Below are 21,184 nucleotides of genomic sequence, written 5' to 3' on the forward strand. Positions count from 1 at the left end.
GAGAGATCATGAGTTGCGAATATTTTGCCGATAAAGGCATGAAAATCGAAGGAAACTACTGGCTGGTGCATCCGCAGACGGGTGAAGCCTGGAATGATGAGTCTGTGGCCACCTTTATTGCAGGTTACCAGCCGCCGCACCTTAGTGAAGAAGCCATAGCTTCACGCAAGACCGTGATGATCGGCGAGATCAAACGTGCTGTGTATGATTGTCTGGAAGCGCAGATGTGGCGTGTCACCAAAGCGTATGAGCGAGTGCAGCTTGCGCACCTGGGTGGCTCAGAGGTAGAAAGAACTGAGGCAAACGCTGCCTATAAGGCCGAATTGGAAAAGCGTGAAGCGCTGCGTCAGAGAAGTGATGAGGCGGAGTTACAGGTCGCGGATCTGACATCAATTGAAACGCTAGACGAATTTTCCTTCAAAGCTGAGGTGTGATACCAGGCTATTTGCATAAAAAGGTAGGAAAAAGTCCAATCCGGTCAGAATTGACCGGTTTTCTTCCTTTTAGATCAGTAAGATACACCTAAGCTTGAGAAAGCTAAGTCAAAAGATAAAGACAGCTTTTGCGAAGCTGTAAGATTCCGCAAGTTAAAAACCACCGGCTCATATTGATGAGCGGTGGTTTTTTTATACCCAGACTTTGTGGAATTAGCGTGTCGGTTTTAAACCGGTCAAAGTTGACCGTTTTTAATCCCTGAAAATCAGTAAGATACATCTAAGCTTGAGAAAGCTAACGAAAGATTAAAAACAGACTTCCCGTGATAAACCCGATGCGGTGCTGTGTTGTGCGGTGCCAAGTCGGGTTTTTTATTTTTGCAACAAACGAGGATGAGATGAGCCAATTTGCAACACCAGACCTGTCCCGGGTGCCCATGCCGGATCTGTTACAGGATGTGGATTTTGAGCACCAGTTAAACGAAATCAAACAGCGTTTTTTAGCGTCTCATCCTCAGTATGCCGATGCCCTTAAACTGGAAAGCGACCCGCTGACGGCCTTGTTGGAAACCCTGGCCTACCAGCAGGTATTGAATAGTCAGCAGGTAAATGATGCGGTCAAAGGCGTGATGCTGGCAACGGCCAGTGGCGCAGACCTGGATGCCATCGCATCCCGCTATAACTTGCTGCGTGACCAGGGTGAAAACGATATCCGGTTTCGTCAGCGTATTCAATTAGCCTTTGATGGCTTAAATACCGCAGGCAGTGCATCGGCTTATGCCTTTCATACTTTGTCTCTCGACCCGGCCATTCGTGATGTCACAGTTCACAGTCCGGCGCCCTGTGAGATTGTACTGACTGTTCTCAGTACAGAAGGCAATGGTACACCGTCACAGGCGCTGCTCGACAAAGTAGCCAAACACTTTGCTGCCCAGGGATGGGAGCACCAGCAAGCCTCTCGAGTCAGACCCCTGGGTGATCGGGTGACGGTGAATGCCCCGCAGATTGTGCCTTACACAGTCAAAGCACAGCTGGTTGTATTGCCCGGGCCCTCAGCCGAAGCAATCCGCCAGGCCGCTGTGGAAAGAATGCAAACGTATCTTGCCAGCCGACAGAAACTCGGCAAAAAAGTAACCCGGGCAGGGCTGTTCGCAGCTTTGCACCTGGAGGGCGTGGATGAAGTCAATCTGACTTCTCCAGCGTCAAATATATCCGTGACACATACTCAGTCATCCTGGTGCGAGCATTATGAAGTAGAGGTAGTCGTCAATCATGAATGAGCTGCTTCCCAGTAATGCAACACCTTTGGTACGGGCAATTGAAAGCGAATTCTCGCGGCCCGACAAAATACGGTCTTTGCTGCTTAACGTTTTGAACATCAGGGCTTTGAGCGAACAGCAGCGACAAAGGTTAGCCGAAAAATGGCAGCTAACGTCCTGCAGTGAAGCCGCTTTTTATCAGGCCGATATTTACCAGCTACTCACCGTACTGTGGGATGACGTACTCTGCCCAGCGGAGATGTTACCGGCGCTTGCAGAGGCTTTAAAAATAGCCGACTGGGAAAGTTATCTCGATGGCAGAGCGCGGCGACGTGCGTTACAGGATGCCTGTATTTTACAGGATATTCGTCTGTTACTGCGTGCCATTTGGGATCCCATGTTGTGCCCTGCGCCTTTGTTGCCCTGGCTGGCCTGGGCTATGTCGGTGGATGAGTGGGATGAAACCTGGTCAGAAACACTAAAACGTCAGGTGATCCGCGACGCTTTTGCGGTGCACCAGTATAAAGGCACGCCCTACGCGCTGCAAAAAGCACTCGACAGTTTAAACATTGCTACTGAGATCAGGGAATGGTGGCAGTCCGAAGGAGCGGACACTCCCTCAGATGAGGTCATGCTGCCTGGGACGATTAAAGTGTGGGCTTTGGTGAATCAGAATTTGGACGACCATCAGCAAGGACTGCTGACACCTCAGATGTTGAAGAAAATCCGCCGGGTGATCAACGCGGTTAAGCGTGGTGCCATACATGTCGATTTACAGCTGGGCATTGCACTGAGCGAGTCTGTGGCACCTGTTGGGGCTGTGCAAGCACCGCTTAACCTGATTGATCATGAAGCAACAGGCCTGGGTATTACGCCGGATCCGACACAGGGCTCAGTAGCAACCACAGCGGCAGGACACTTGCTCAATTGCCAGCGTTGGTGTGTACAAGGTGAAGGCCTTACGCCAGACCGAACTGAGGGCGGGATCACATCTTGTGCACTGCTTCACTCATTGAACAGCGCTGATATTGTGGCAGAAAGCTCGGGTATAACACCTGACCCGACGACCTGCGAGTTGGCGCTGTTTTCAGGGGGTCATACTCTGAATATTCAATCTTTTCATTTCCAAGGAGTGACTTAATGTCAGCATTAACCTTGCAATTTACTCAAGTGGGGCTGGATGCGCTGTTGTCCGCACGCGCCAAAGGCTTTAAAGGGCAGATCAGCCACATGGCCTTTGGGGACGCAAGCTATACCCCGTCAAAAAATCAAACTACGCTGCGCTCTCAAAAAGAGCTGGTGGAAATTGCCGATTCGGATTACACCGATGGTGAAAGCAGCAGCCTGAAAGTGGCCGCCAAATTCGAAGCGCCGCTGGAATACGCCATTGGCGAAATTGGTGTGTTTCTGGATTCCGGCGAAAAGCTGGCAAATGGTCAGCCCAAACTGATTTTATTGGGCGTGTATTCTAAGCCCAATACCACGCTTGGGTACCGCACGCCAGACGTTAAGGTGTTGCAGTGGCTCACTCTGAGTCTGACCCAGCTGCCCTCCGAAAGTGTTGAGGTCAAACTTGGTGTTGATAACCTCAACCTGATCCTTGACAACGAACTGGCCGAACTGACCCTGGTTCAGATAGATACCATGCACCGTCAGATCAATCAGGAATGGCGCTTAGTGGCGCTAGAGCAGGCGTAAAACAGGAATTTTAAGGATTTATTATGTCAACAGACAATATCACTGAGTTGTTAACCCAAGTGGCTGTGCGCGCCAACGCTTTGTGTCAGAGCGTTGAAGATCATGCGGGTAATATTAATGCCACAGTCAATGCCAAAAAAGCCGAGATGGACGCTGCAAAACAGCAGGCGCATCAGGATATTCAAAATTACATTGCCGGTGCGCGTGGTGAGCAATCTCATATTTTGCTGAGCCGTAACCAGCAGATGGAACCCTTGGGCAGTGGTGCAATAAAAGGATTCAATACCATAGGTCTGGAAACGTTCGAAGTCACTAGGGAGGCTTCAATATATGGTAGCGCCGGCGACCACGATACAGATCATACCGGAAATGGGGTGGGTGCCAGTTTTAGAAGCCATGTTTACAGTGGATACGTTAATAAGAAGTTTAATATCCTCAGGATTAAATGGAAAACCAGCCCAGGTAAAACTGTTCGGTTAGATAATACCTATTACAACGGATATGAGCAGGGGGCGCTCACCAAAGGCTGCTATATCAAGGTGATTGAGGGGCAGATCAATGGAGATTTACACCCTGTAACCAACTTTGACGACGGGTGGCAGTTGTATGCTTACCGACAGGCTGCGAATTCGCCAAATGGTGCTTTTTACACACCACATACGGGCTTGTCACTCTCGTCTTCGACAGGCGAAGCACTGATCTGTTTGTATGGTTCAGTATCTGGATACGTAAACCTGGAAAACAATGTTTGGGGCTGTTACCCGGAGTTTGTAAGGCCCAGTGATATTGCAGGCTTAGCCGGTAGTATCGAAAGTCTAAGCTCACGAGTTAATGATCTCGAAACCCCTACAGCCTAATCAGTAAGCAAGGAGCAACACATGCAATTAATTTACAACGATACTGTACTGGCGACTGTGGGAGAGCTGATGAACGAGGCCCAGATCCGCCATTTTCTGATAATGAATGAGCTAAATGTACCGTTTGAAGCGCTGACTTTTCGCTTTGAGCACGAAGAAGCCCTGGAGTATCGCCGGCTTTCTTATCTGCGTGAATCAGATCCACTCTATATGGAGTGGCAATTCGACCAGACTGAGGCGGCCAAGCAGGCCTGGCTGGATAAAGTGGCCGAAATTAAAGCGCGTTTTCCTTTACCTCAAACACCAGGTTCCTGAGGCACCGCCCTGAGCGCAGGCACCTGACGGTGTGCCTTTTTCTTTTTTGCCTTATCCGGTCAGAATTGACCGGTTTTACCTAAGGGAAATCAGTAAGATATACCTAAGCTTGAGAAAGTTAACTCAAGGCTTCAGATTCTTCCTCGGGCGTCTTGCACGCCTTTTTATTACCCGAATTATATAGCGGCCTGGTATGCCGCCTTCATGCTTGCCATACCAGGCAAGGCTCACAGGAGACACTATGTCAACGGACAATAAAACTACGACTGAGCGGCTCAGCGATGTGGCCGTGCGGGCCAACGCTCTTTGTCAAACGGTGGCTGAGCAAAGCAATAATATAAACGCCAGTTTACAGCAGGCAAAAGCAGAGTTTGATGATTGGAAGAGTGATTACACAGAGCTTGTGAATGGCCTGCAAGTGCACAAGCAGGGAAACGTAAAGCGCTTCTATTTTTCAACAATGCTGGGTAATGGCGGATATACCGCAGCAGCTGATGGGCCTGATGCGGAATTCCCATACTGTGCGGCTCCGCTTGATCCTTACTACATCAACTTACTTGAGTTCGATGCACAAAATGGTGGTGGGTTTGGTGCGACAGGCGATTATTTCAAATGCGAAATAATGATCACTCACAGAGGTATGTTTGCCTCGTACAATGAACACTTGATTATCACAGGCACCTCATTTCAGGACTGTGTTTCAGGGATCATGGAAGTGAAAAATGTATCTCGGGATGGTCATTTGAGTGTGTTTATTTCCGAACCTGATAATCCAGAAAGGGAAATCCCGTTAGACAAAGCGCTTACAGGCACATCCATTCCCGTGTTCTTTAGAAAAATTGGCCAGGGCGCTGACTCTGGTATCGCACGATTGACACTGAAAGTTGATCCAAGGTTCCACTGTGGAGCAGCCAGATCAATTAGCGTCAGCAGTGAGTACACATCATTTCGTGGCAGACCTTGTGTTGAACGTATCACTCATAACAAACCTAGTTGGGAGGTGTGACATGGAAAATTTTGAAAATGAATCTCAAATGCCCCAGCACATTTTGCAAGAGCAAAGTCAGTGGCATGCCATCAGAGTAATGCGTGATGCACGCCTGCACTCGACCGACTGGCTGGTTGTAAAATATCAGGAGGTCGAAGGTACGGTACCTGAAAGCTTGAAGATATATCGTCAGGCTTTGAGAGATTTGCCTCAGACCTATTCTGTTCCTGAAGATGTTGTTTGGCCTGAAAAACCTGAACTATAACAACTCGCCATCTTCGGGCACGTCGCCCGCCCTGACTCACTGATTGTCTTCGAGTCTTTTTAATCTAAGAGCAAGTCTATGCAACGAACGACCTTAATCACCCAGGTGCTTGAGCGCCTGACAGCGTCCCTGGCACAGGTGGCTCAGGTGGATTATCTAATCCCGAGCCAGACTGCCCCGGACCTGACCCAGCATGCGCAACTCACTGTCACGCCTAAGCAGGAACGCCAGGCCAGCGAGCTGCAAAGTAAAGGCACCGATAAAGGTGTCAGCTATGGACCGGCGTACAACAAAAACCTCAGCCCAAACCCGCTGGACAGGCGGGTGCTGAGTGTGCAGCTCGATATTGCGTTGATGGATGGCGATAAAGCCAGGCTGCTGGAGCGGCTGGATGAGGTACTCAGCATAGGCGAAGCCGCGATGATGGCGGACGATGTGCCCACCCACTGGCAACACTTTATTGCCGAGCAAACGACTTTTGCGTTTAGCCAGCACAGTGAAGGGATTAAAGCACAGTTACAGCTGAGCTGGTCATTTTACTATCAGGTTGAACAGAGCGAGTCACCTGGTACGCCCATCACGGATGTTTATCTGGGGCAGCACGGCTATGAGCACAAGTTAATCTACAGCACGCAAACGCCTGCCGGGGAGGTGCTATGAATCTGGATCCCGCTCAATCTGAGTTAGCACTCTCGGACTTACAGCACCGATTAAGCAAGCTGATCACGCTGGGTACTGTGCATGAAGTGGACTATGAAACGGCTCGTGTGAAAGTCAAAATCGGTGACTGGATCACAGCTAAACTGCCCTGGCTGACCGATATGGCAGCACATAATATGACCTGGCGAGCCCCGGAAATTGGTGAGCAGGTAATTGTTCTTGCGCCTTGTGGCGACACCGCTCAGGGCGTGATCCTGGGCAGTGTGTATAGTGCGGCAGCTGATCACCATAAACCCGACCACGTGTTAGGCGCGGGTGAAGGGGAAAGTTATGCTGCGGCAAGTAGTCGTGAACATGTACACCGCACCCGCTATCAGGATGGCGCGCTGGTGGAGTATGACAACCAACATCATGCTTATCATCTTTATGTGCCGGATACGGGCGGTGAACAAACCGCGAAAATCACTATACACAGTGAAAGAGACCTTCGCATTGAGTGTGGGTTTAATGCGACGGTAGAAGTGGGCAACAACGCCTCAATTAATGTGGCTAAGGATGCCACCCTGACGGTGGGCAATGACGCTTCTGTCAGCGCTGAAAAGAACATTAGCATCGCGGCAGGAGAAACTCTGACGCTAGAGGGTAAGCAGGTCAATATCAGTTCAACGGCGCAGGATATTGCTGTCGCGGCGAAGGGCAACTTGTTGCTCAATGCTGCAATGATCAAAGCCCAGGAGTAACTATGCCAGATATTGCATTAAATAAAGCCCAAACCAATTTGCATGACGATTTCAACCCAGCCACGGTGGCCGCAACGCAAAGCACCTTTAAGGTCAATAAAGAAGCCGTGCTGTGTGTTGGTGACACATTATCCGAGCACTTACACAGCAAAGACAGCAAGATACCACCTCATGTTGGGCAGACAGTAACTAAAGGCGCGCCGGGCTTTACGATTGGGGGCAACGCCGTTGTCCGTGTGGGCGATCCCAGCAGCTGTAACGCATTGATTGAAGGTGGGTATGCAAAGTTCATTGTGGGTAATAAAGGAGTTGAAACATGATTGGCATGAATGCCCTGACAGGTAAGCCGCTGGGCGGCGTTGAACATCTGAAACAAAGTATTCGCGATATTGTGACGACCCCCAAGGGAAGTCGGGTGATGCGTCGCGATTATGGCTGCGGTTTATTTGAATTAATCGACCGGCCGTTTTCACATTCTCTGGTTGGTGATATTACCATTGCCATTTCCAATGCCCTTGAGCAATGGGAGCCGAGATTCGCACTTGAAGGGGTGGCGGTGCACCCGGCCGGAGACGGCAAATTATCAATCGCCATTGAAGGTTTATATCTTATCAATGGTGAACCGGTAACCATCGAAGGGATCCAAATCTAACTTCTGATTTTTAATTTTCTCAATTTATTTTTCAACTTAAGCCACAGCACCTGGGCTGCGTTTTGTCGCAGCTCGCCTGTGGCTTTTTTATTAGCTAATTGACATACCTTTAAAGGAGATATCTATGTCTGAATTTCTACACGGTGTAGAAGTCATCGAGGCGCAATCTGGTACGCGCCCTATTAAAACAGTAAAAAGCTCGGTTATTGGTGTTATAGGTACTGCCCCTGGCGCAGATACAGACGCTTTCCCGGCCAATACACCAGTATTAATCGCAGGTAAACGCAGTGAAGCCGAAAAGCTGGGGACTGAAGGTTCACTGCCTGCTGCACTGAGTGGCATTTTTGACCAGGCGGGCGCCGCTGTGGTTGTAGTACGTGTTGAAGGTGCCGATGAAGCCGCTGTGATGGCAGCGATGACAGACGATTCAACGGATGACGGCAAGTATAAAGGAGTATTTGCCTTTTTAGGTGCAGAGTCTGTACTGGGTGTTGCGCCACGTATTCTGGTCGCGCCGGGTTACACGCATCAACGTGATGGCGGTGCTAACCCTGTGGTCAGCAAACTAGTGGGTGTGGCTGAGCGACTTCGTGCGGTGATCATCGCAGATGGTCCAAATAGCACAGATGCGAAAGCCATTGAATATCGTGGTGATCAGAGTTCACGTCGTGTATTCCTGGTTGACCCACATGTTCGCGTGTTCAAAGACGGTGTTGAAAAGGTTGAGCCAGCCAGCGCACGTGTTGCCGGTATGATTGCCAAATCGGATAACGACCGTGGATTCTGGTGGAGTCCGAGTAACACCGCCATGAATGGCATCGTCGGTACTGCTCGTCCAGTGGACTTCCAGCTGGGTGATAAACAGGCGCGAGCTAATCACCTGAACGAAAATGATGTAGCAACTATTATCCGCCAAAACGGCTTCAAGCTGTGGGGTAACCGTACGTGTTCTGGCGACCCGAAATGGGCCTTCCTGTCAGTGGTTCGTACCGCAGATATGATCAATGACTCACTGCTGCGTGCCCACATGTGGGCGGTTGACCGTAACATCACCAAGACCTATGTCGAAGATGTGAAACAGAGCGTGCAGTCTTACCTGGACAGCCTTAAAGCACAAGGGGCAATCCTGGGCGGCGAAATCTGGGCAGATGAAGAGCTGAATACGCCGGAAAACCTCCAGGCTGGCAAGGTTTACTTCAGCTTTGACTTTACGCCGCCAACACCGGCTGAGCACATCACCTTCAAGAGCATTCTGACAAATAACTACCTAGAGGAAATCGTATAATGGCAATGTCTCCTAAAATCCTTAAAAAATTCAAACTGTTCGTAGACGGCAAAGGCTACCTGGGCATTGCGGACGAAATTCAGCTGCCAAAAGTCACAGTCAAAACCCGTGAAGTCACGTCAGGCTTTCAGGCACCGATTGAGCTGGACGTAGGTCAGCTTGAGAAACTGGAAGGTAACATCACGTTACTTGAATACAACGCTGACATGATGAAGCTGCTGGGTGACTGGAGCGGCGCAACCACGCCATTAACGGCACGTGGTGCGATTCAGGCGCAAGGTCAGCCACCACAGCCTGTGGTTGTGACGCTGGAAGGCTTCTTTAAAGAAGTGGACATGGGTAACTGGAAAGACGGCGAAGAAGCTAAGTTAAGCCTGCAATATACCGTGCAGAAATACAAGCTGGAGATTAACAACGAAGTGATCTACGAAATTGATTTGTACAACGATGTACGCAAAATCAATGGCACAGATCAGATGGCGTTGTTACGCGCAGCGATTGGCGCTTAATTCGCGTTCTTGCCTTGATGTGAGCGGATATACCTTGCCGGTTTAGCGACCGGTAAGGGGGACCCGCCTATGCGCTGAGTAAATAATTATAGGAGCAAAAGCATGAAAGAAATCATTACCCTGGCATTTCCAATTACGGTTGACGGGCATGAGTATGCCGAACTGACAATGAGACGACCAAAAGTACGTGACCGGTTAATGGTGGATAAGGCAGATATCAGCGAGTCGGAAAGTGAAATTCGTTACTTCTCCAATTTGTGCGAAGTCTCGCCGGATATCATTGAAGAGCTTGACTGGAGCGACTTTGTGAAGCTCAGAGAGACCTTACAGGCTTTTCTCGTATCCCGCCCAGGCGCTTAAGAGCCATGGTTATTGCCTTAGCCAAATACACCGGTTGGGGCCTGACCGAGCTCAACGCATTGACCGAAGATGAATTAATCGACTGGTTTAATGCTGCGGTTGACTATAAAGAGGCAACCTCTGTGTCCTGATCCGCTGCGGGTCATACCTCTGCAAACATGCATTTTGCGCATGTTTGTGGATTCAATTGCGGGCATTGCTCAGTGGCTTTTTCCAGGCTGTTTAGCAATGCCACACTCCACCTCCCTTCATTCTCTGGTATCACTTCTTAACTCTTTCAGGTAAATCTATGAAACAAGGAACTGTCGAACATCTTCGTGCTCCCGGCGGAGCCAAAAATAAAGTTAAACATCGCCTGGCGCAGAGCAATGGCGTGGACCAGCGACTTGCGAAACTAGGTCGGACGCTGCACGCTTTGCAAGTACAAAGTGATGCCAGTGCAGCCTCTGTGGGACAATTACTTGCGCAGCTTCAGGCGCTGGCACTACTCGCGCCTCAAAGCAGCGATTTGCAAAAACGCCTGCAATCTGTGCTGGCACAACAGGGGCCGTCGGGTCAGCCGGCGCCAGCCGAAGGGACGGTTAACCTGGGTGCTGACAACCCGGCTTCTGTTGAGGTGTCAGACGCTTTGCTGGCGTCTATTGACAACCTTGGCACTGTGATTGCTCGCCTCACAACTCAGAATGAACATCCCCCTCAGCCTGGCGGAGTTAGTCAGATTTCGACAGCAACGGCACCAGGCTTTGCTGCGGCGAATGGGTCTGAACAACGTCAGAACCCGATTGAATTGAGTGCGTCGCAAAGCGCGGGTGGTGAGGTAGCTGCTCCTGTGCAGGCATTGGATGTGTCCAGTGTGACTGAATTGTCCCAGTCAGTGAAAGCTGATTTGAGCAGTCTGACTAATTTGATGCCCCAGGTGAGCCGCTCTTTAAACCTGAGTCAGGCAGTTGCTGCGTTTCAATCCGCATTACCTGCACTTCAAAGCCAGGACTTCAAGGCGCTGCTAGAAGGCGATCTGGATGGTCTGAAGACGGCATTGCCAGCGCTGATTGAGGCAGTGGATTTGCCTCAGCTGCAGCAGGCTTTGGCAGCAGAATTGCCTGCATTGGCACAGTTAGACTTGTCTGGTGTGCTGCGCGGTGACCTACAAGCGTTAGCATCACAGGCCCCTCAGATGCTCAGAGCATTGGGTCTGGACGGTCTGTCGGCCGGTGTCGCACAAGCGTTACCGGCACTTCAGCAGCTGGATATGCCAGCGCTGGCTTCGGGAGAGCTGGACTCTCTTATCAAGGCTGCTCCGCAGCTATTTCAGGCACTGAACATGCCCGGGGCTTCTGTGGCGATGGAAAAAGCCCTGCCTGTGCTCAGCAAACTCAATGCGCCTGCAATCATCGAAGGCGATCTCAGCAGTTTACTGGATGCCGCACCCGAGGTACTGCGCGCCTTTGAACTGCAAGGGGCCGCAGACAAACTGCAGGCAGCCATCCCAAGCCTGACTCAACTTGACCTTAAAGGCATAGCGCAAGGTGATGTGTCCACTTTGATGACCGTGGCGCCTCAGTTGCTGAGCGCGCTGGAGCTGGGTGATGCCGGCACAGCTATGGCCGCGGCGCTGCCAGCTTTGCAAAAATTTGATGTTGATGGGTTGCTTAGTGGTGATCTGACTTCATTGGCCGAAGCAGGTCCGGATCTGCTCAATGCCCTGGGCATGGAAGATGCGGCAGCCCTGTTGCAACAACACGCTGGCATTGTACAAAAGCTGGACATTCGGGGCGTGATGAGCGGCGATTTAGCCTCGTTGGGAGAGGTTGCACCTGCGGTATTTGATGCGCTGGATATGCCCGGCGCATCGGCTGCGATGCAAAAGGCTATGCCGGTCCTTAACAAACTCAATGCGCCGGCGATTATGGAAGGTGACCTGAGCAGTTTGCTGGACGCGGCACCTGAGGTATTACGCGCCTTTGAGTTGGGTGATGCCGCAGATAAGCTGCAAACTGCCATTCCAGGTTTGACCAAGCTTGATTTGAAAAGCATCGTGCAGGGGGATGTCTCCAGCCTGATGAGCGCCGCTCCTGACTTGCTCAAAGCACTGGATCTGGGCGATGCAGGCGCTTTACTTGAGTCGGCTTTACCAGCGCTACAGAAATTCGATGTGGACGGGCTTTTGAGTGGCGATTTGTCGTCTCTGAGCGAAGCTGGCCCTCAGCTGCTGAGTGCTTTTGGTATGGATGATGCGGCCTCGTTGCTGCAACAACATGCCGGGGTGTTCCAAAAGCTCGATGTAAAAGGTGTACTGGATGGCGATTTGTCATCGCTGGTTTCTGCTGCACCGGATCTGCTAAATGCGTTTGGTATGGATGGCGCGGCATCTTTGTTGGCGCAACATCAAGGGGCGCTCAGCAAGCTGGACTTTAAAGGACTGATGAGCGGTGATTTGTCGTCTCTGGGTGACGCCGCATCTGAGTTTTTGAGTGGCTCCGGTCTATTTGGCGATACTGACGGGGACGCTGAGACGTCCAGTGTTTTTGATGAACTTGATGGGCACTTAGAAGACGAGCCTGAAGAAGAGAAAAAGCGGCCTCGTAAACGCAAAAACAAGGGCAAACCAAAGGGTAAGTCAGGTTCTAAACGAGGGAGAAATAAAGGGAAAGGCAAAGATCAGGCTGCATCAGAGTCGCAAAAGAACACCAGCAGAAAAAACAAGCGCAAGCCAGCGTCACAGGGCAATGCAATTCGTGCGCTCGATACTGGCAGGCAGCTCCCCAATGCGACATCTAAATCAATAGCGGTGCAGGCTGCAGCAAATGACGCCAAGTCTGGCAAGCTGGGGCAGTTTGCCGGTAAAAAAGGCGGGCTGTTCAGTCGCCTGCCCGGGGCCAAAATGCTTGGTAAACTGGCAGCCCCTTTGAGTGCGGTAATGGGAGCCGTGGATGTGGCGACCACGCTGTCAGATGACAGCCTGAGTGCTGAGCAGAAAACCCAGCAGGTTGGCAGTGCAGTCGGCGGTGCAGGCGGTGCCTGGGCCGGCGCCGCAGCAGGTGCTGCTATTGGCTCGGTGATCCCCGGGATCGGCACTGCCATTGGTGGTTTGGTCGGCGGCGCGCTGGGCGCGATGGGCGGTGAGTCTGTTGGTGGCTGGCTGGGTGAAAAACTCGGAAGCTGGTTTGCTGATGATGAACCTGCTAAATCTCAGGCGACACCAGACACCGGAGGTAATGTCGGGAAAACTCTCGTTCAGACAAATGAGGTTGGTGCGCCCGATACGGCCTCACAAAGCGGCGCTGGTAACAATGCGCTGGGTCTGGCCGAAGGCTTTATCAAAAATCAGTTTATCAATCCGTTTAACCTGGCCGCAGGGACCGCATCTGCGTTTGCTGAATTAACCGGGAATGGTCAGAGTCGTGCACATAACGTGGCCAAAGTAGGCAACTTTGTCGGCGATGTTTTGAATTATCACACCGTATGGCAGGCCGCCAATGATGAGTCTTTGAGTGGCTCGCAAAAAGCAGGGGTGATAGGCGGTACGCTCGGAGGCATGTTTTCAGCCAAGGCCGTCTCGGGGTTAATGGAAAAAAGCCGTAACCCCTGGTTGAAAATGGCTGCGCCACTGGCTGGGTTTATCACCAACGCAGCGGTGGGGTCGCAAATTAGCAGTTGGTTTAGTGCGGATAAATCGACCGAATCGGAAGGTGTGGCAGCTGACAAGGCAAACATTGCCAGCACGCCAGAAGCGCTGTCAACCTCACAGGTCTCATCTGCAACGCATACAGATGCCACGTCCGTTAATAGTGACACAGCACATCAGGGTGCACAGGTAACGGTCAATGCCAATATCACAGTCAATGCGCGCAGTGGCGAACAGGCTCAGGATATTGCTATTCAGGTTAAGCAGATCCTTGAACAGCAGCAACAGCAGGCCGTTCGCGATTTGAATGCGCGCTATTTCAATCAGGTGGCTTAAATCCACATTTCATTCTTCAGGTGAACAATGAGCAATACCAATCATGCCAGACACATGATGCAGCTGGGTGACTACAAGTTCTCGGTCAGCACAGCGGCATTTAACAAGCTGAAATACGACACCCAGTATCGCTGGAAGTCGCTTGATGCCCCGACAAATAAAAACAGCCCTTTGATGCAGTTTATTGGGGTGGGAGAACAAACGCTGGATCTGGAAGGCACTATCTTCCCGCAAATCGTCGAAAACGGATTGAAGCAACTCGATTATATGCGTGACGAGGCAGCCAAAGGGCAGCCTCTGACCCTGGGTTATGTAGAAGAAAGTGGCAAGACCAACCCCAGTGTGGGGCGGGTCCTGGGGAAGTGGGTGATCAGTAGCATCAGTGAAACCCGGACCTTGTTTTTCAATGATGGCATTCCCCGGGAGATCCAGTTTTCAATGCGCCTGAGTCGTTATCAGGCGGCACTTAAAGAGCCCGAATAAGGAGAAGCCATGAAAGGTGTAAATTATGTGACTCGTGATGGAGACTGTCTTGATCTCATTTGTTATCGCCATTACGGGCAAAGTGCTGGCACGGTTGAAAAAGTACTGGGGGCCAATGCGGGCCTGGCCGCGCTGGGGGCAATTTATCCGGCGGGTGTGGAAATTTTTCTTCCCGAGCTGCCTAAGCCTAAGACCAAGCATGTGATCAATATTTGGGACTAGTTATGAACCAGCAACCCTATTTTTCTATTAAAGCGAATGGCAATGAAGTGACCGAGCGTCTTAAAGATCGGATCGTTGAAGTCAGTGTAACGCAGCGAACCGGCTTGCTCAGTGATGTATGCATGGTGCGATTCGATAACCTGGAAGAGCTGCCAATTCAGCTCCCAGAGCCAGGCAATGTACTGGAAATTGCGTTGGGGTATAAAAACGGCACGCCTGACAGCCATGCTGCACTTACACCGGTTGGAAAGTTTGATGTGGGGGCGTACGAACTCACAGGTCCTGCCAGAGCACTGACTTTATATGGCAACAGCATTATGTGGGATGCCGACTTTAAATCGCCAAGGTTCCGCTCCTGGCCTGAGCTGGGGAGTGATGAGCCTATTACACTTGGCGACCTGGTGGCACAAATTGCTTCGGAGTATGGGTTGCAAAGTGGCGTGAGTGCGACGCTGCAGAGCATTACCCTTGAGCATCTGGAGCAAAGTGAAAGCGATATGCAGTTGCTTACACGGCTTGCCCGGCGCTACGACGCGGTGATGAAAATTGCGGCAGATAAACTGTTGTTTGTTACCAAGGGGTCAGGGCAATCGTTGTCCGGACAAACCGTGACGTCGGCTACTCTTAGCAATCATCATTTAATACACTGGTCCAGAGCAACCAGCCACTATCACTTAGTGGGTGGCGTGCTTTGCTATTACTACGATACGCAGCAGGCCCAGCGGGTTGCAGTCCTCGCGGGCGCTGCGGCCCCTGTAGTGACTTTACCTTATCTTTATCCGGATGCAGCAGCTGCTCAGGCTGCTGCAAACAGTCACCTGACGCGGCTAAAACGAGCTCATGGTGAGGTGCTTTTATGTGTGCCTGGTGACCCGGATATTGTCGCTGGTGCTTTGATCACCGTAGATAAAACGGTGGAATACCTCGAGGGTGAATGGTTTATCAAAGAGGTAACCCATCAAATCACGTCACAGGGGTATGTATGTCAGATCAAAGCAGAACAACCCAATTAACCCTGCCCTCATGTCGGCCAGACGTGACTTTGTCCATTCTCTTTTCCTGCCCCCTCATTACCTGGCGTGACTAATATGTCAGGTAATGCCTATCCCTGAGTCAAGCTAGAATAACTCTATATCTTCACCGGGGCTTGCTTGTTCCTGCCTTTCCTGCAGCATATCCAGTACCTCTGTCAACTGCTCTTCTATCACCAACCCCGATTGTACTTTTTCTTCAGCAGCGCTTTTGGCTGTTTGGATCATGTTGACCAGCAACTCCTCTGAGGCTTCTGAAATATCGTTGTCGATACTGAGGGTGGAGAACAAAACTTCTAATTGTATTTCCATATCGTCAATTAAAGTGACAATACCATTCTTAATGTCGGTATTTTGTGCTCTGAAATCCTGAATGGTTTGCTTCATGGTTTGTTCTGCCAGTACTTTGCCAGTGCATTGTTCCAGCCCGTCCATCATATAGGCCAGGTAATCTCGCATCGAGCCGGCTCTGTCCGGATCTTCAGGCATGTTTTTAACCAGCAAAGAAGCATGACGCCAGTTAAATGCACCTCTGTGTTTGCCAAATGTCATTATCCGGTTTGCGCCTTGTAAGGACTCCAGTAAAGCAGCATCAATATTTTTGGCAATCTCGTCATCAAAAAAACAGGGGTTGGCTTTTTGATCGCGGAAAATCAGCGAGCACTTCAGCCCAAATCCGCGGGTGAGTTTAAACACTGCCTGAGCAAGATGTGTTAAATCATGGCAATGAAAACTGTCTCGATAAAACCCCATCACAAAGCCGAGTGACGACAGATCGGACAGTGCTTTAACGGCGACTTCGTCGGCATGGCCTGAGCTCGCTTTATGTGCTTTGAGCAGAATAGATATTTTTGTCAGCAGCTCCTGTTCATCAACCGGTTTGGCAATAAAGTCGTTGCCACCGGCATCGTAAGCCTTTAACCGCTCTTGCAATGAGTTAAGGTTTGAAAAAAACAGAATGGGCATGGTATGACCGGCAAGCCTGATTTTATAGGCTGCTTCATAGCCATTCATACGTGGCATCTGAATATCCATCAAAACAAGACTCGGCGGACGTGAATCGACCAAATTAAGCGCCGCTTCGCCGTCTTGCGCGACTTCTATCCGGTACAATGGTGACAGCATATGTGTATGATATTCTACAACAAAGTCGTCATCATCAACGATCAGGATTGTCTCCATTCAGCTCACCAATTTAGTTAACATCGTCGAGGCTGACAGGTGTAATATGCTGCTATTTACTTCGTTCAGCCCCCAGGCTCTCAATTCAAGACTAGAATACAAAAAGAAACTTTACCAATGACCTGGTGGATGGGGAAGGCTGTGAAACTTTTGTTGTTAGCACTCGTATTTACGCTGATTGCCGGATGCTCTGATTCAACACGCACGCAACTGCGTGTCGGGTTTAACCTGTGGCCGGGTTATGAGACTCTTTATCTGGCTCAGCAAAAAGGCCTGTTGAAAGAGAATATCAAGCTGGTTGAGTTGCTGTCTGCAACCGATACCATGGATGCATTCCGTCATGGTCGTATCGAAGTAGCGGCACTGACACTTGATGAAGCCTTGTTGCTGCTTGCTGAGGGGATTGCCCTCAAAATCGTCCTGATTATGGACATATCAAACGGGGCCGATGCGGTGGTTGTGCGTGAGTCAGTCTCTGAACTGGCGCAACTCAAAGGTAAGCGCATAGCATATGAACAAACTGCTGTTGGTGCCTTGATGCTGCATGAAGCTCTGGATGCGGCACAATTGAGTATGGCGGATATTGATGCGGTGCACTTGCCGGTCAATCAGCACTTTAGGGCCTTTCAGTCACGTGCTGTTGATGCGGTAGTGACATTTGAGCCGGTCACCACTCAGCTTGTGAATCAGGATCATAAAGTCATTTTTGATAGTGCGCAGATCCCGGGAAAAATCGTCGATGTACTGGTAGTGAGAACGGCACATCTTGCCCACTATCATGAGGCGTTGCAGGCATTGGTTTCCGCTCAATTTGCGACGCTGGCATATATAGAAGCATACCCGGAAAACGCCGCACAGCTGATGTCTCCCAGGCTTGGACTGCAACCACATGAGCTGTTGGCAGCACTCGGTGGCATTGCATTAGCCGATGCCCCGACTAACCGCACTTTGCTGGTGGGTAAGGGGACAGAAGCGCCTTTGTATTCAACCGTAGAGCAACTGTTATCTGTACTGGTAGAGCAGAATATGATTGATGAAGTAACTGATGTGCATGGCCTGGTTGATGCGAGGTTTGTACTGCAATGAGGCAACCAGGTGTGCCAACGTCCCTGGCATTTTGGGTGCCTGTGGGCGTTTTGTTACTGTGTCTGGCTGTACTGAGTCTGAGTACTATGGTGATTTACACCGGTAGTCGGGATGCCTCTTATTCAAGCCATCAGTCACATGCCAATTATTTGCTGATGACGTTGAAACGCCATGTAGAAGTAAACCTGAGTTCGGGCAGGCCTGAAGAGATCCGCTATGATTTATCTGTTATAGGTACAGCGCCGGAAGTCGTCAGCATTGCGGTTGCGGATCATACCGGGCAAATATTATTCAGCAATCAGTTTGTCGAGATTGGTAAACCTTTACAGGACATTGCCAGTCACGGCTCGGATCAGGCGGTCAACGTTGCTCTGAACAGCAGTATGCCGCTGCTGACCTTTTCAGCTGATCGTACACAGCTTGAGGCGTTTCAGAGCTTTGCCTTGCCCTCCAGTACTGAACTTCGTTCTACCCGCCTTGGTATCATTTATCTGCATTACAATCTGGCGCTGAGTGAACAGGCGTTGTGGCGTAATATCCGGTTTAACCTGGCGCTGATGTGGATAGGCTGTGGGGTATTAATCCTGATGGTAATGATACTGCTTAGAAAGCGGGTCATTGCACCTTTGGGAGAGCTTGCCAGACAGGCCTCTTTGCTTGCTGATGGGACCTATACGCATCAGACAGTAGAATCCGGGTTTAAGGAAATTGCCACGCTGACGGATACATTTAACTGGGCCGCCAGCGCTATCCGTGAACACCTTGCCTTGTTAGATAAAAATCAGCGTGAGCTTGAATCCCGCGTTAAATTGCGTACCGCGGAGCTACAAAGTGCGAATCTCAATTATGAGCAGGCACAAAAAATGGCGCGTCTGGGACGCTGGGAGCTTGAACTGCAAAGCGGTCTGGTTCATTTGTCTCAGGAGGCCTACGAAATCATAGGCGCATCTCCCGCGCAGCCTGTGACTGTACACACCTTATTTGGTCATACCAATAACGTGAGCGGACCGGCGTTGCAAGCGATTATTGACAACCAGCAACAGCACCATGACTTTAATTATGAATTAAGTGACAATGATGGAGTTTGTCGTTTTATTCGGCTGGTGGCTGAGCGCTATCTGGACAGCAGTACGGGACACTATAAGTTAGTGGGCATTGTGCAGGATATCTCTGAACAGATGCACAAAGAACGCTCACTGATAGAAAATCAGGCCATGACACGTGCCATCATTGATACGGCAGCTGATGCCATCATAGTGATCAATACTCAGGGGAAAGTGCAGGAGTTTAGCCCGGCAGCCGTGGAGATGTTTGGTTACACGCGTGATGAAGTGTTAGGAAACAACTTGCGTATGCTGATGCCTGAGCCATACAGAAGCAACCATGACCAGTATATACAAAACTATTTTGATACAGGCGTAAAAAAAGTTATAGACAACAAACGTGAGGTGACCGCACGTAAGAAAAATGGCCAGTGTTTTCCCATCGATCTGGCCGTTGCAGAAACTAAAGTGGGAGAGGCGAATTATTTCACCGCCATCATTCGGGACATTACAGAGCGCAAAGACGCAGAGAAAAAACTCCTTGAAGCCATGCAGGCCGCACAGAGTGCTACCCGTGCTAAGTCAGAGTTCCTGGCCAATATGTCTCATGAAATTCGCACCCCTATGCATGCAATTACGGGATTAACCCATTTGGCGCTCAAAATGGATACGTCGCCGAAAATGCATAACTATCTGAAAAAAATACGTTATGCAGCAGATAACCTCTTGGTGATCCTGAACGACATTTTGGATATTTCTAAAATTGAGGCGGGCAAATTGAGTGTTGAGTCGGTCCCTTTTCGCCCGAAAACCCTGATTGAGCATGTTAGTGGTCTGGTTACGGCTTGGGCTGAAGAAAAGCGGCTGGACTTTGATGTGAGTCAGGACCCTACTTTACCCGATGTACTCATTGGCGATTCGCTCAGGCTCAGTCAGGTATTACTCAACTTGCTCAGCAATGCAGTCAAGTTTACCCCTCAGTATGGCAGCCTTTCTCTCGAGCTGACGGTGAAGTCCCTGACAGAATCGAGCGCGCACATCAGGTTCACGGTATCTGATTCCGGCATTGGTATCTCTAAGAGCCAGCTACAATCATTGTTCACCCCGTTTACCCAGGCAGATACGTCGACTACCCGGCAATATGGTGGCACCGGACTGGGCCTGGCAATCAGCAAGAATCTGATAGAACTGATGCACGGTCGGATTTGGTGTGACAGTGTCGAGGGGAAAGGCGCACGCTTTTTTGTTGAGGTTGAATTGCCACTCGGTGAGGCGATGGCCGAGTCTACAGCACAAGCCAGCATACAGCTTGAACAAGGTGCGATGTATGGTGTGCTTGAAGGTGCAAAGGTGTTACTGGTGGAAGACAACGATATTAATCGTGAGATTGCCCAGGAAATTCTGGCGGATGCAGGTATGCAGGTCATTACCGCAGAGCACGGCAAAGAGGCCCTGGCGAGATTACAGGAAACACCTGTTGATTTGATCCTGATGGATTGTCAAATGCCGGTAATGGACGGCTATTCAGCCACCCGGGAGATCAGAAAAAGGCCGGTCTGTCGACAACTCCCGATTATTGCCCTGACAGCCAATGTCATGCCACATGACCTTCAGGAGATAAAAGCCTGTGGTATGGACGACCATATCGCCAAGCCGATTAATGTTGAACTGGCCTATCAAAAAATCTATCACTGGCTGAGCCGCAAATCGGGTAAGGCAGAGCCTGAAAGGCCCTTAGCCAAAGAGTCAGAGCAATCTCGTATGACGCGACCCGAGCCCACTCCATCGCCAAATCAAGCCGCAGGAGAGTTACTCGATAGGGCGCAGGGACTCAGGCATGTAAACGGTAACGAAGCTTTTTACCGCAAAATGTCGGATAAGTTTGTTTTGAGACAGGCGGCATTTTGTGTGCAACTGAAAGAAAGGTTGCAAGAAGAGGACATCGAAGCGGCTGCCCGAATGGCGCATACATTAAAAGGGCAGGCAGGTTATTTGGGGCTGGTGCGCTGTGCTGAGCTTGCGGCACAGCTGGAACAGGCCATTGCGCAGCAAAATCCTCTGCAGTCAAACTTGATTCTGGAACTTGAAGACGTATTGACGCGTTCCTGTCAACTGCTTAAAGCGGCACTGTAAGGGCCGGGTGACAGAATGTTT

The 21,184-nt window shown here is 50.4% G+C and carries 23 protein-coding genes; 22 read left to right on the forward strand and 1 reads right to left on the reverse strand.

The genetic code is table 11. The features are described 5' to 3' along the window. The first annotated feature begins 8 nt into the window (after positions 1-8). The 20 genes from NH568_RS17725 (at position 9) to NH568_RS17815 (ending at position 15,701) form a co-directional block, all read left to right on the forward strand. Positions 9-434 (forward strand): hypothetical protein, encoded by a 426-nt coding sequence (locus tag NH568_RS17725; RefSeq protein ID WP_253049390.1) that lies wholly within the window; start codon positions 9-11, stop codon positions 432-434. A 398-nt stretch (positions 435-832) separates the two neighbouring features. Beyond that, a complete protein-coding gene (locus tag NH568_RS17730) occupies positions 833-1,714 on the forward strand; it encodes a baseplate J/gp47 family protein (protein ID WP_253049392.1) in 882 nt (293 codons plus the stop codon). Continuing rightward, a complete protein-coding gene (locus tag NH568_RS17735) occupies positions 1,707-2,834 on the forward strand; it encodes a phage tail protein I (RefSeq protein WP_253049394.1) in 1,128 nt (375 codons plus the stop codon). Before NH568_RS17730 ends, NH568_RS17735 begins: the two co-directional genes overlap by 8 nt. Further along, positions 2,834-3,391: a phage tail protein gene (locus tag NH568_RS17740; RefSeq protein WP_253049396.1), complete on the forward strand. Its 558-nt coding sequence runs from the start codon at positions 2,834-2,836 to the stop codon at positions 3,389-3,391. The genes NH568_RS17735 and NH568_RS17740 overlap by 1 nt, the downstream gene beginning before the upstream one ends. Positions 3,392-3,414: 23 nt before the next feature. After that, positions 3,415-4,248 (forward strand): hypothetical protein, encoded by an 834-nt coding sequence (locus NH568_RS17745; protein WP_253049398.1) that lies wholly within the window; start codon positions 3,415-3,417, stop codon positions 4,246-4,248. A 21-nt stretch (positions 4,249-4,269) separates the two neighbouring features. Next, positions 4,270-4,563 carry a hypothetical protein gene (locus tag NH568_RS17750; RefSeq protein WP_253049400.1) on the forward strand — a complete coding sequence of 98 codons (294 nt, stop codon included), beginning with the start codon at positions 4,270-4,272 and terminating at the stop codon, positions 4,561-4,563. Between the two features lie 241 nt (positions 4,564-4,804). Then, a complete protein-coding gene (locus NH568_RS17755) occupies positions 4,805-5,569 on the forward strand; it encodes a hypothetical protein (protein ID WP_253049402.1) in 765 nt (254 codons plus the stop codon). Position 5,570: 1 nt separating this feature from the next. Continuing rightward, the gene (locus NH568_RS17760) at positions 5,571-5,816 is read left to right on the forward strand and encodes a phage tail assembly chaperone (protein WP_253049404.1); all 246 of its coding nucleotides are present in this window, start codon (positions 5,571-5,573) and stop codon (positions 5,814-5,816) included. A gap of 78 nt (positions 5,817-5,894) precedes the next feature. After that, positions 5,895-6,476 (forward strand): hypothetical protein, encoded by a 582-nt coding sequence (locus NH568_RS17765; protein ID WP_253049406.1) that lies wholly within the window; start codon positions 5,895-5,897, stop codon positions 6,474-6,476. Further along, positions 6,473-7,216, forward strand: coding sequence for a phage baseplate assembly protein V (locus NH568_RS17770; RefSeq protein WP_253049408.1), 744 nt, complete (start codon positions 6,473-6,475; stop codon positions 7,214-7,216). The genes NH568_RS17765 and NH568_RS17770 overlap by 4 nt, the downstream gene beginning before the upstream one ends. Positions 7,217-7,218: 2 nt before the next feature. Beyond that, the gene (locus tag NH568_RS17775; protein ID WP_253049410.1) at positions 7,219-7,536 is read left to right on the forward strand and encodes a PAAR domain-containing protein; all 318 of its coding nucleotides are present in this window, start codon (positions 7,219-7,221) and stop codon (positions 7,534-7,536) included. Next, positions 7,533-7,868, forward strand: a complete 336-nt coding sequence (locus NH568_RS17780; protein WP_253049412.1) for a GPW/gp25 family protein — start codon at positions 7,533-7,535, stop codon at positions 7,866-7,868. The genes NH568_RS17775 and NH568_RS17780 overlap by 4 nt, the downstream gene beginning before the upstream one ends. A 124-nt stretch (positions 7,869-7,992) precedes the next feature. Continuing rightward, entirely contained in the window at positions 7,993-9,153 is a 1,161-nt protein-coding gene (locus NH568_RS17785) for a phage tail sheath C-terminal domain-containing protein (RefSeq protein ID WP_253049414.1), read from the forward strand. Further along, on the forward strand, positions 9,153-9,662 hold the full coding sequence (locus NH568_RS17790; RefSeq protein ID WP_253049416.1) for a phage major tail tube protein: 510 nt from the start codon (positions 9,153-9,155) through the stop codon (positions 9,660-9,662). Before NH568_RS17785 ends, NH568_RS17790 begins: the two co-directional genes overlap by 1 nt. Before the next feature lie 102 nt (positions 9,663-9,764). Then, the gene (locus NH568_RS17795; protein ID WP_010385143.1) at positions 9,765-10,022 is read left to right on the forward strand and encodes a phage tail assembly protein; all 258 of its coding nucleotides are present in this window, start codon (positions 9,765-9,767) and stop codon (positions 10,020-10,022) included. Between the two features lie 5 nt (positions 10,023-10,027). Beyond that, positions 10,028-10,153 carry a hypothetical protein gene (locus NH568_RS24070; RefSeq protein ID WP_257721227.1) on the forward strand — a complete coding sequence of 42 codons (126 nt, stop codon included), beginning with the start codon at positions 10,028-10,030 and terminating at the stop codon, positions 10,151-10,153. Positions 10,154-10,311: 158 nt separating this feature from the next. Continuing rightward, positions 10,312-13,983 carry a hypothetical protein gene (locus NH568_RS17800; protein ID WP_253049418.1) on the forward strand — a complete coding sequence of 1,224 codons (3,672 nt, stop codon included), beginning with the start codon at positions 10,312-10,314 and terminating at the stop codon, positions 13,981-13,983. 27 nt (positions 13,984-14,010) lie between these two features. Then, positions 14,011-14,466, forward strand: coding sequence for a phage tail protein (locus NH568_RS17805; protein ID WP_138545762.1), 456 nt, complete (start codon positions 14,011-14,013; stop codon positions 14,464-14,466). Between the two features lie 9 nt (positions 14,467-14,475). Continuing rightward, a complete protein-coding gene (locus NH568_RS17810) occupies positions 14,476-14,688 on the forward strand; it encodes a tail protein X (RefSeq protein WP_138550290.1) in 213 nt (70 codons plus the stop codon). Positions 14,689-14,690: 2 nt separating this feature from the next. Further along, complete coding sequence (locus NH568_RS17815; RefSeq protein WP_253049420.1) at positions 14,691-15,701, forward strand: contractile injection system protein, VgrG/Pvc8 family; 1,011 nt, start codon at positions 14,691-14,693, stop codon at positions 15,699-15,701. A gap of 105 nt (positions 15,702-15,806) precedes the next feature. On the opposite strand, the gene NH568_RS17820 is transcribed toward NH568_RS17815, so the two are convergent. Continuing rightward, positions 15,807-16,901 (reverse strand): response regulator, encoded by a 1,095-nt coding sequence (locus NH568_RS17820; RefSeq protein ID WP_253049422.1) that lies wholly within the window; start codon positions 16,899-16,901, stop codon positions 15,807-15,809. Positions 16,902-17,042: 141 nt separating this feature from the next. Here NH568_RS17820 and NH568_RS17825 point away from each other — a divergent pair, with 141 nt between their 5' ends. Together NH568_RS17825 and NH568_RS24245 are read left to right on the forward strand one after the other, a co-directional pair. Continuing rightward, the gene (locus tag NH568_RS17825; protein WP_253049424.1) at positions 17,043-17,987 is read left to right on the forward strand and encodes an ABC transporter substrate-binding protein; all 945 of its coding nucleotides are present in this window, start codon (positions 17,043-17,045) and stop codon (positions 17,985-17,987) included. A gap of 11 nt (positions 17,988-17,998) precedes the next feature. Continuing rightward, positions 17,999-21,163 carry a PAS domain S-box protein gene (locus NH568_RS24245; protein ID WP_253049426.1) on the forward strand — a complete coding sequence of 1,055 codons (3,165 nt, stop codon included), beginning with the start codon at positions 17,999-18,001 and terminating at the stop codon, positions 21,161-21,163. Positions 21,164-21,184 lie beyond the last annotated feature (21 nt).

The sequence above is a fragment of the Pseudoalteromonas sp. XMcav2-N genome, assembly GCF_024124545.1.
GTDB lineage: Bacteria > Pseudomonadota > Gammaproteobacteria > Enterobacterales > Alteromonadaceae > Pseudoalteromonas.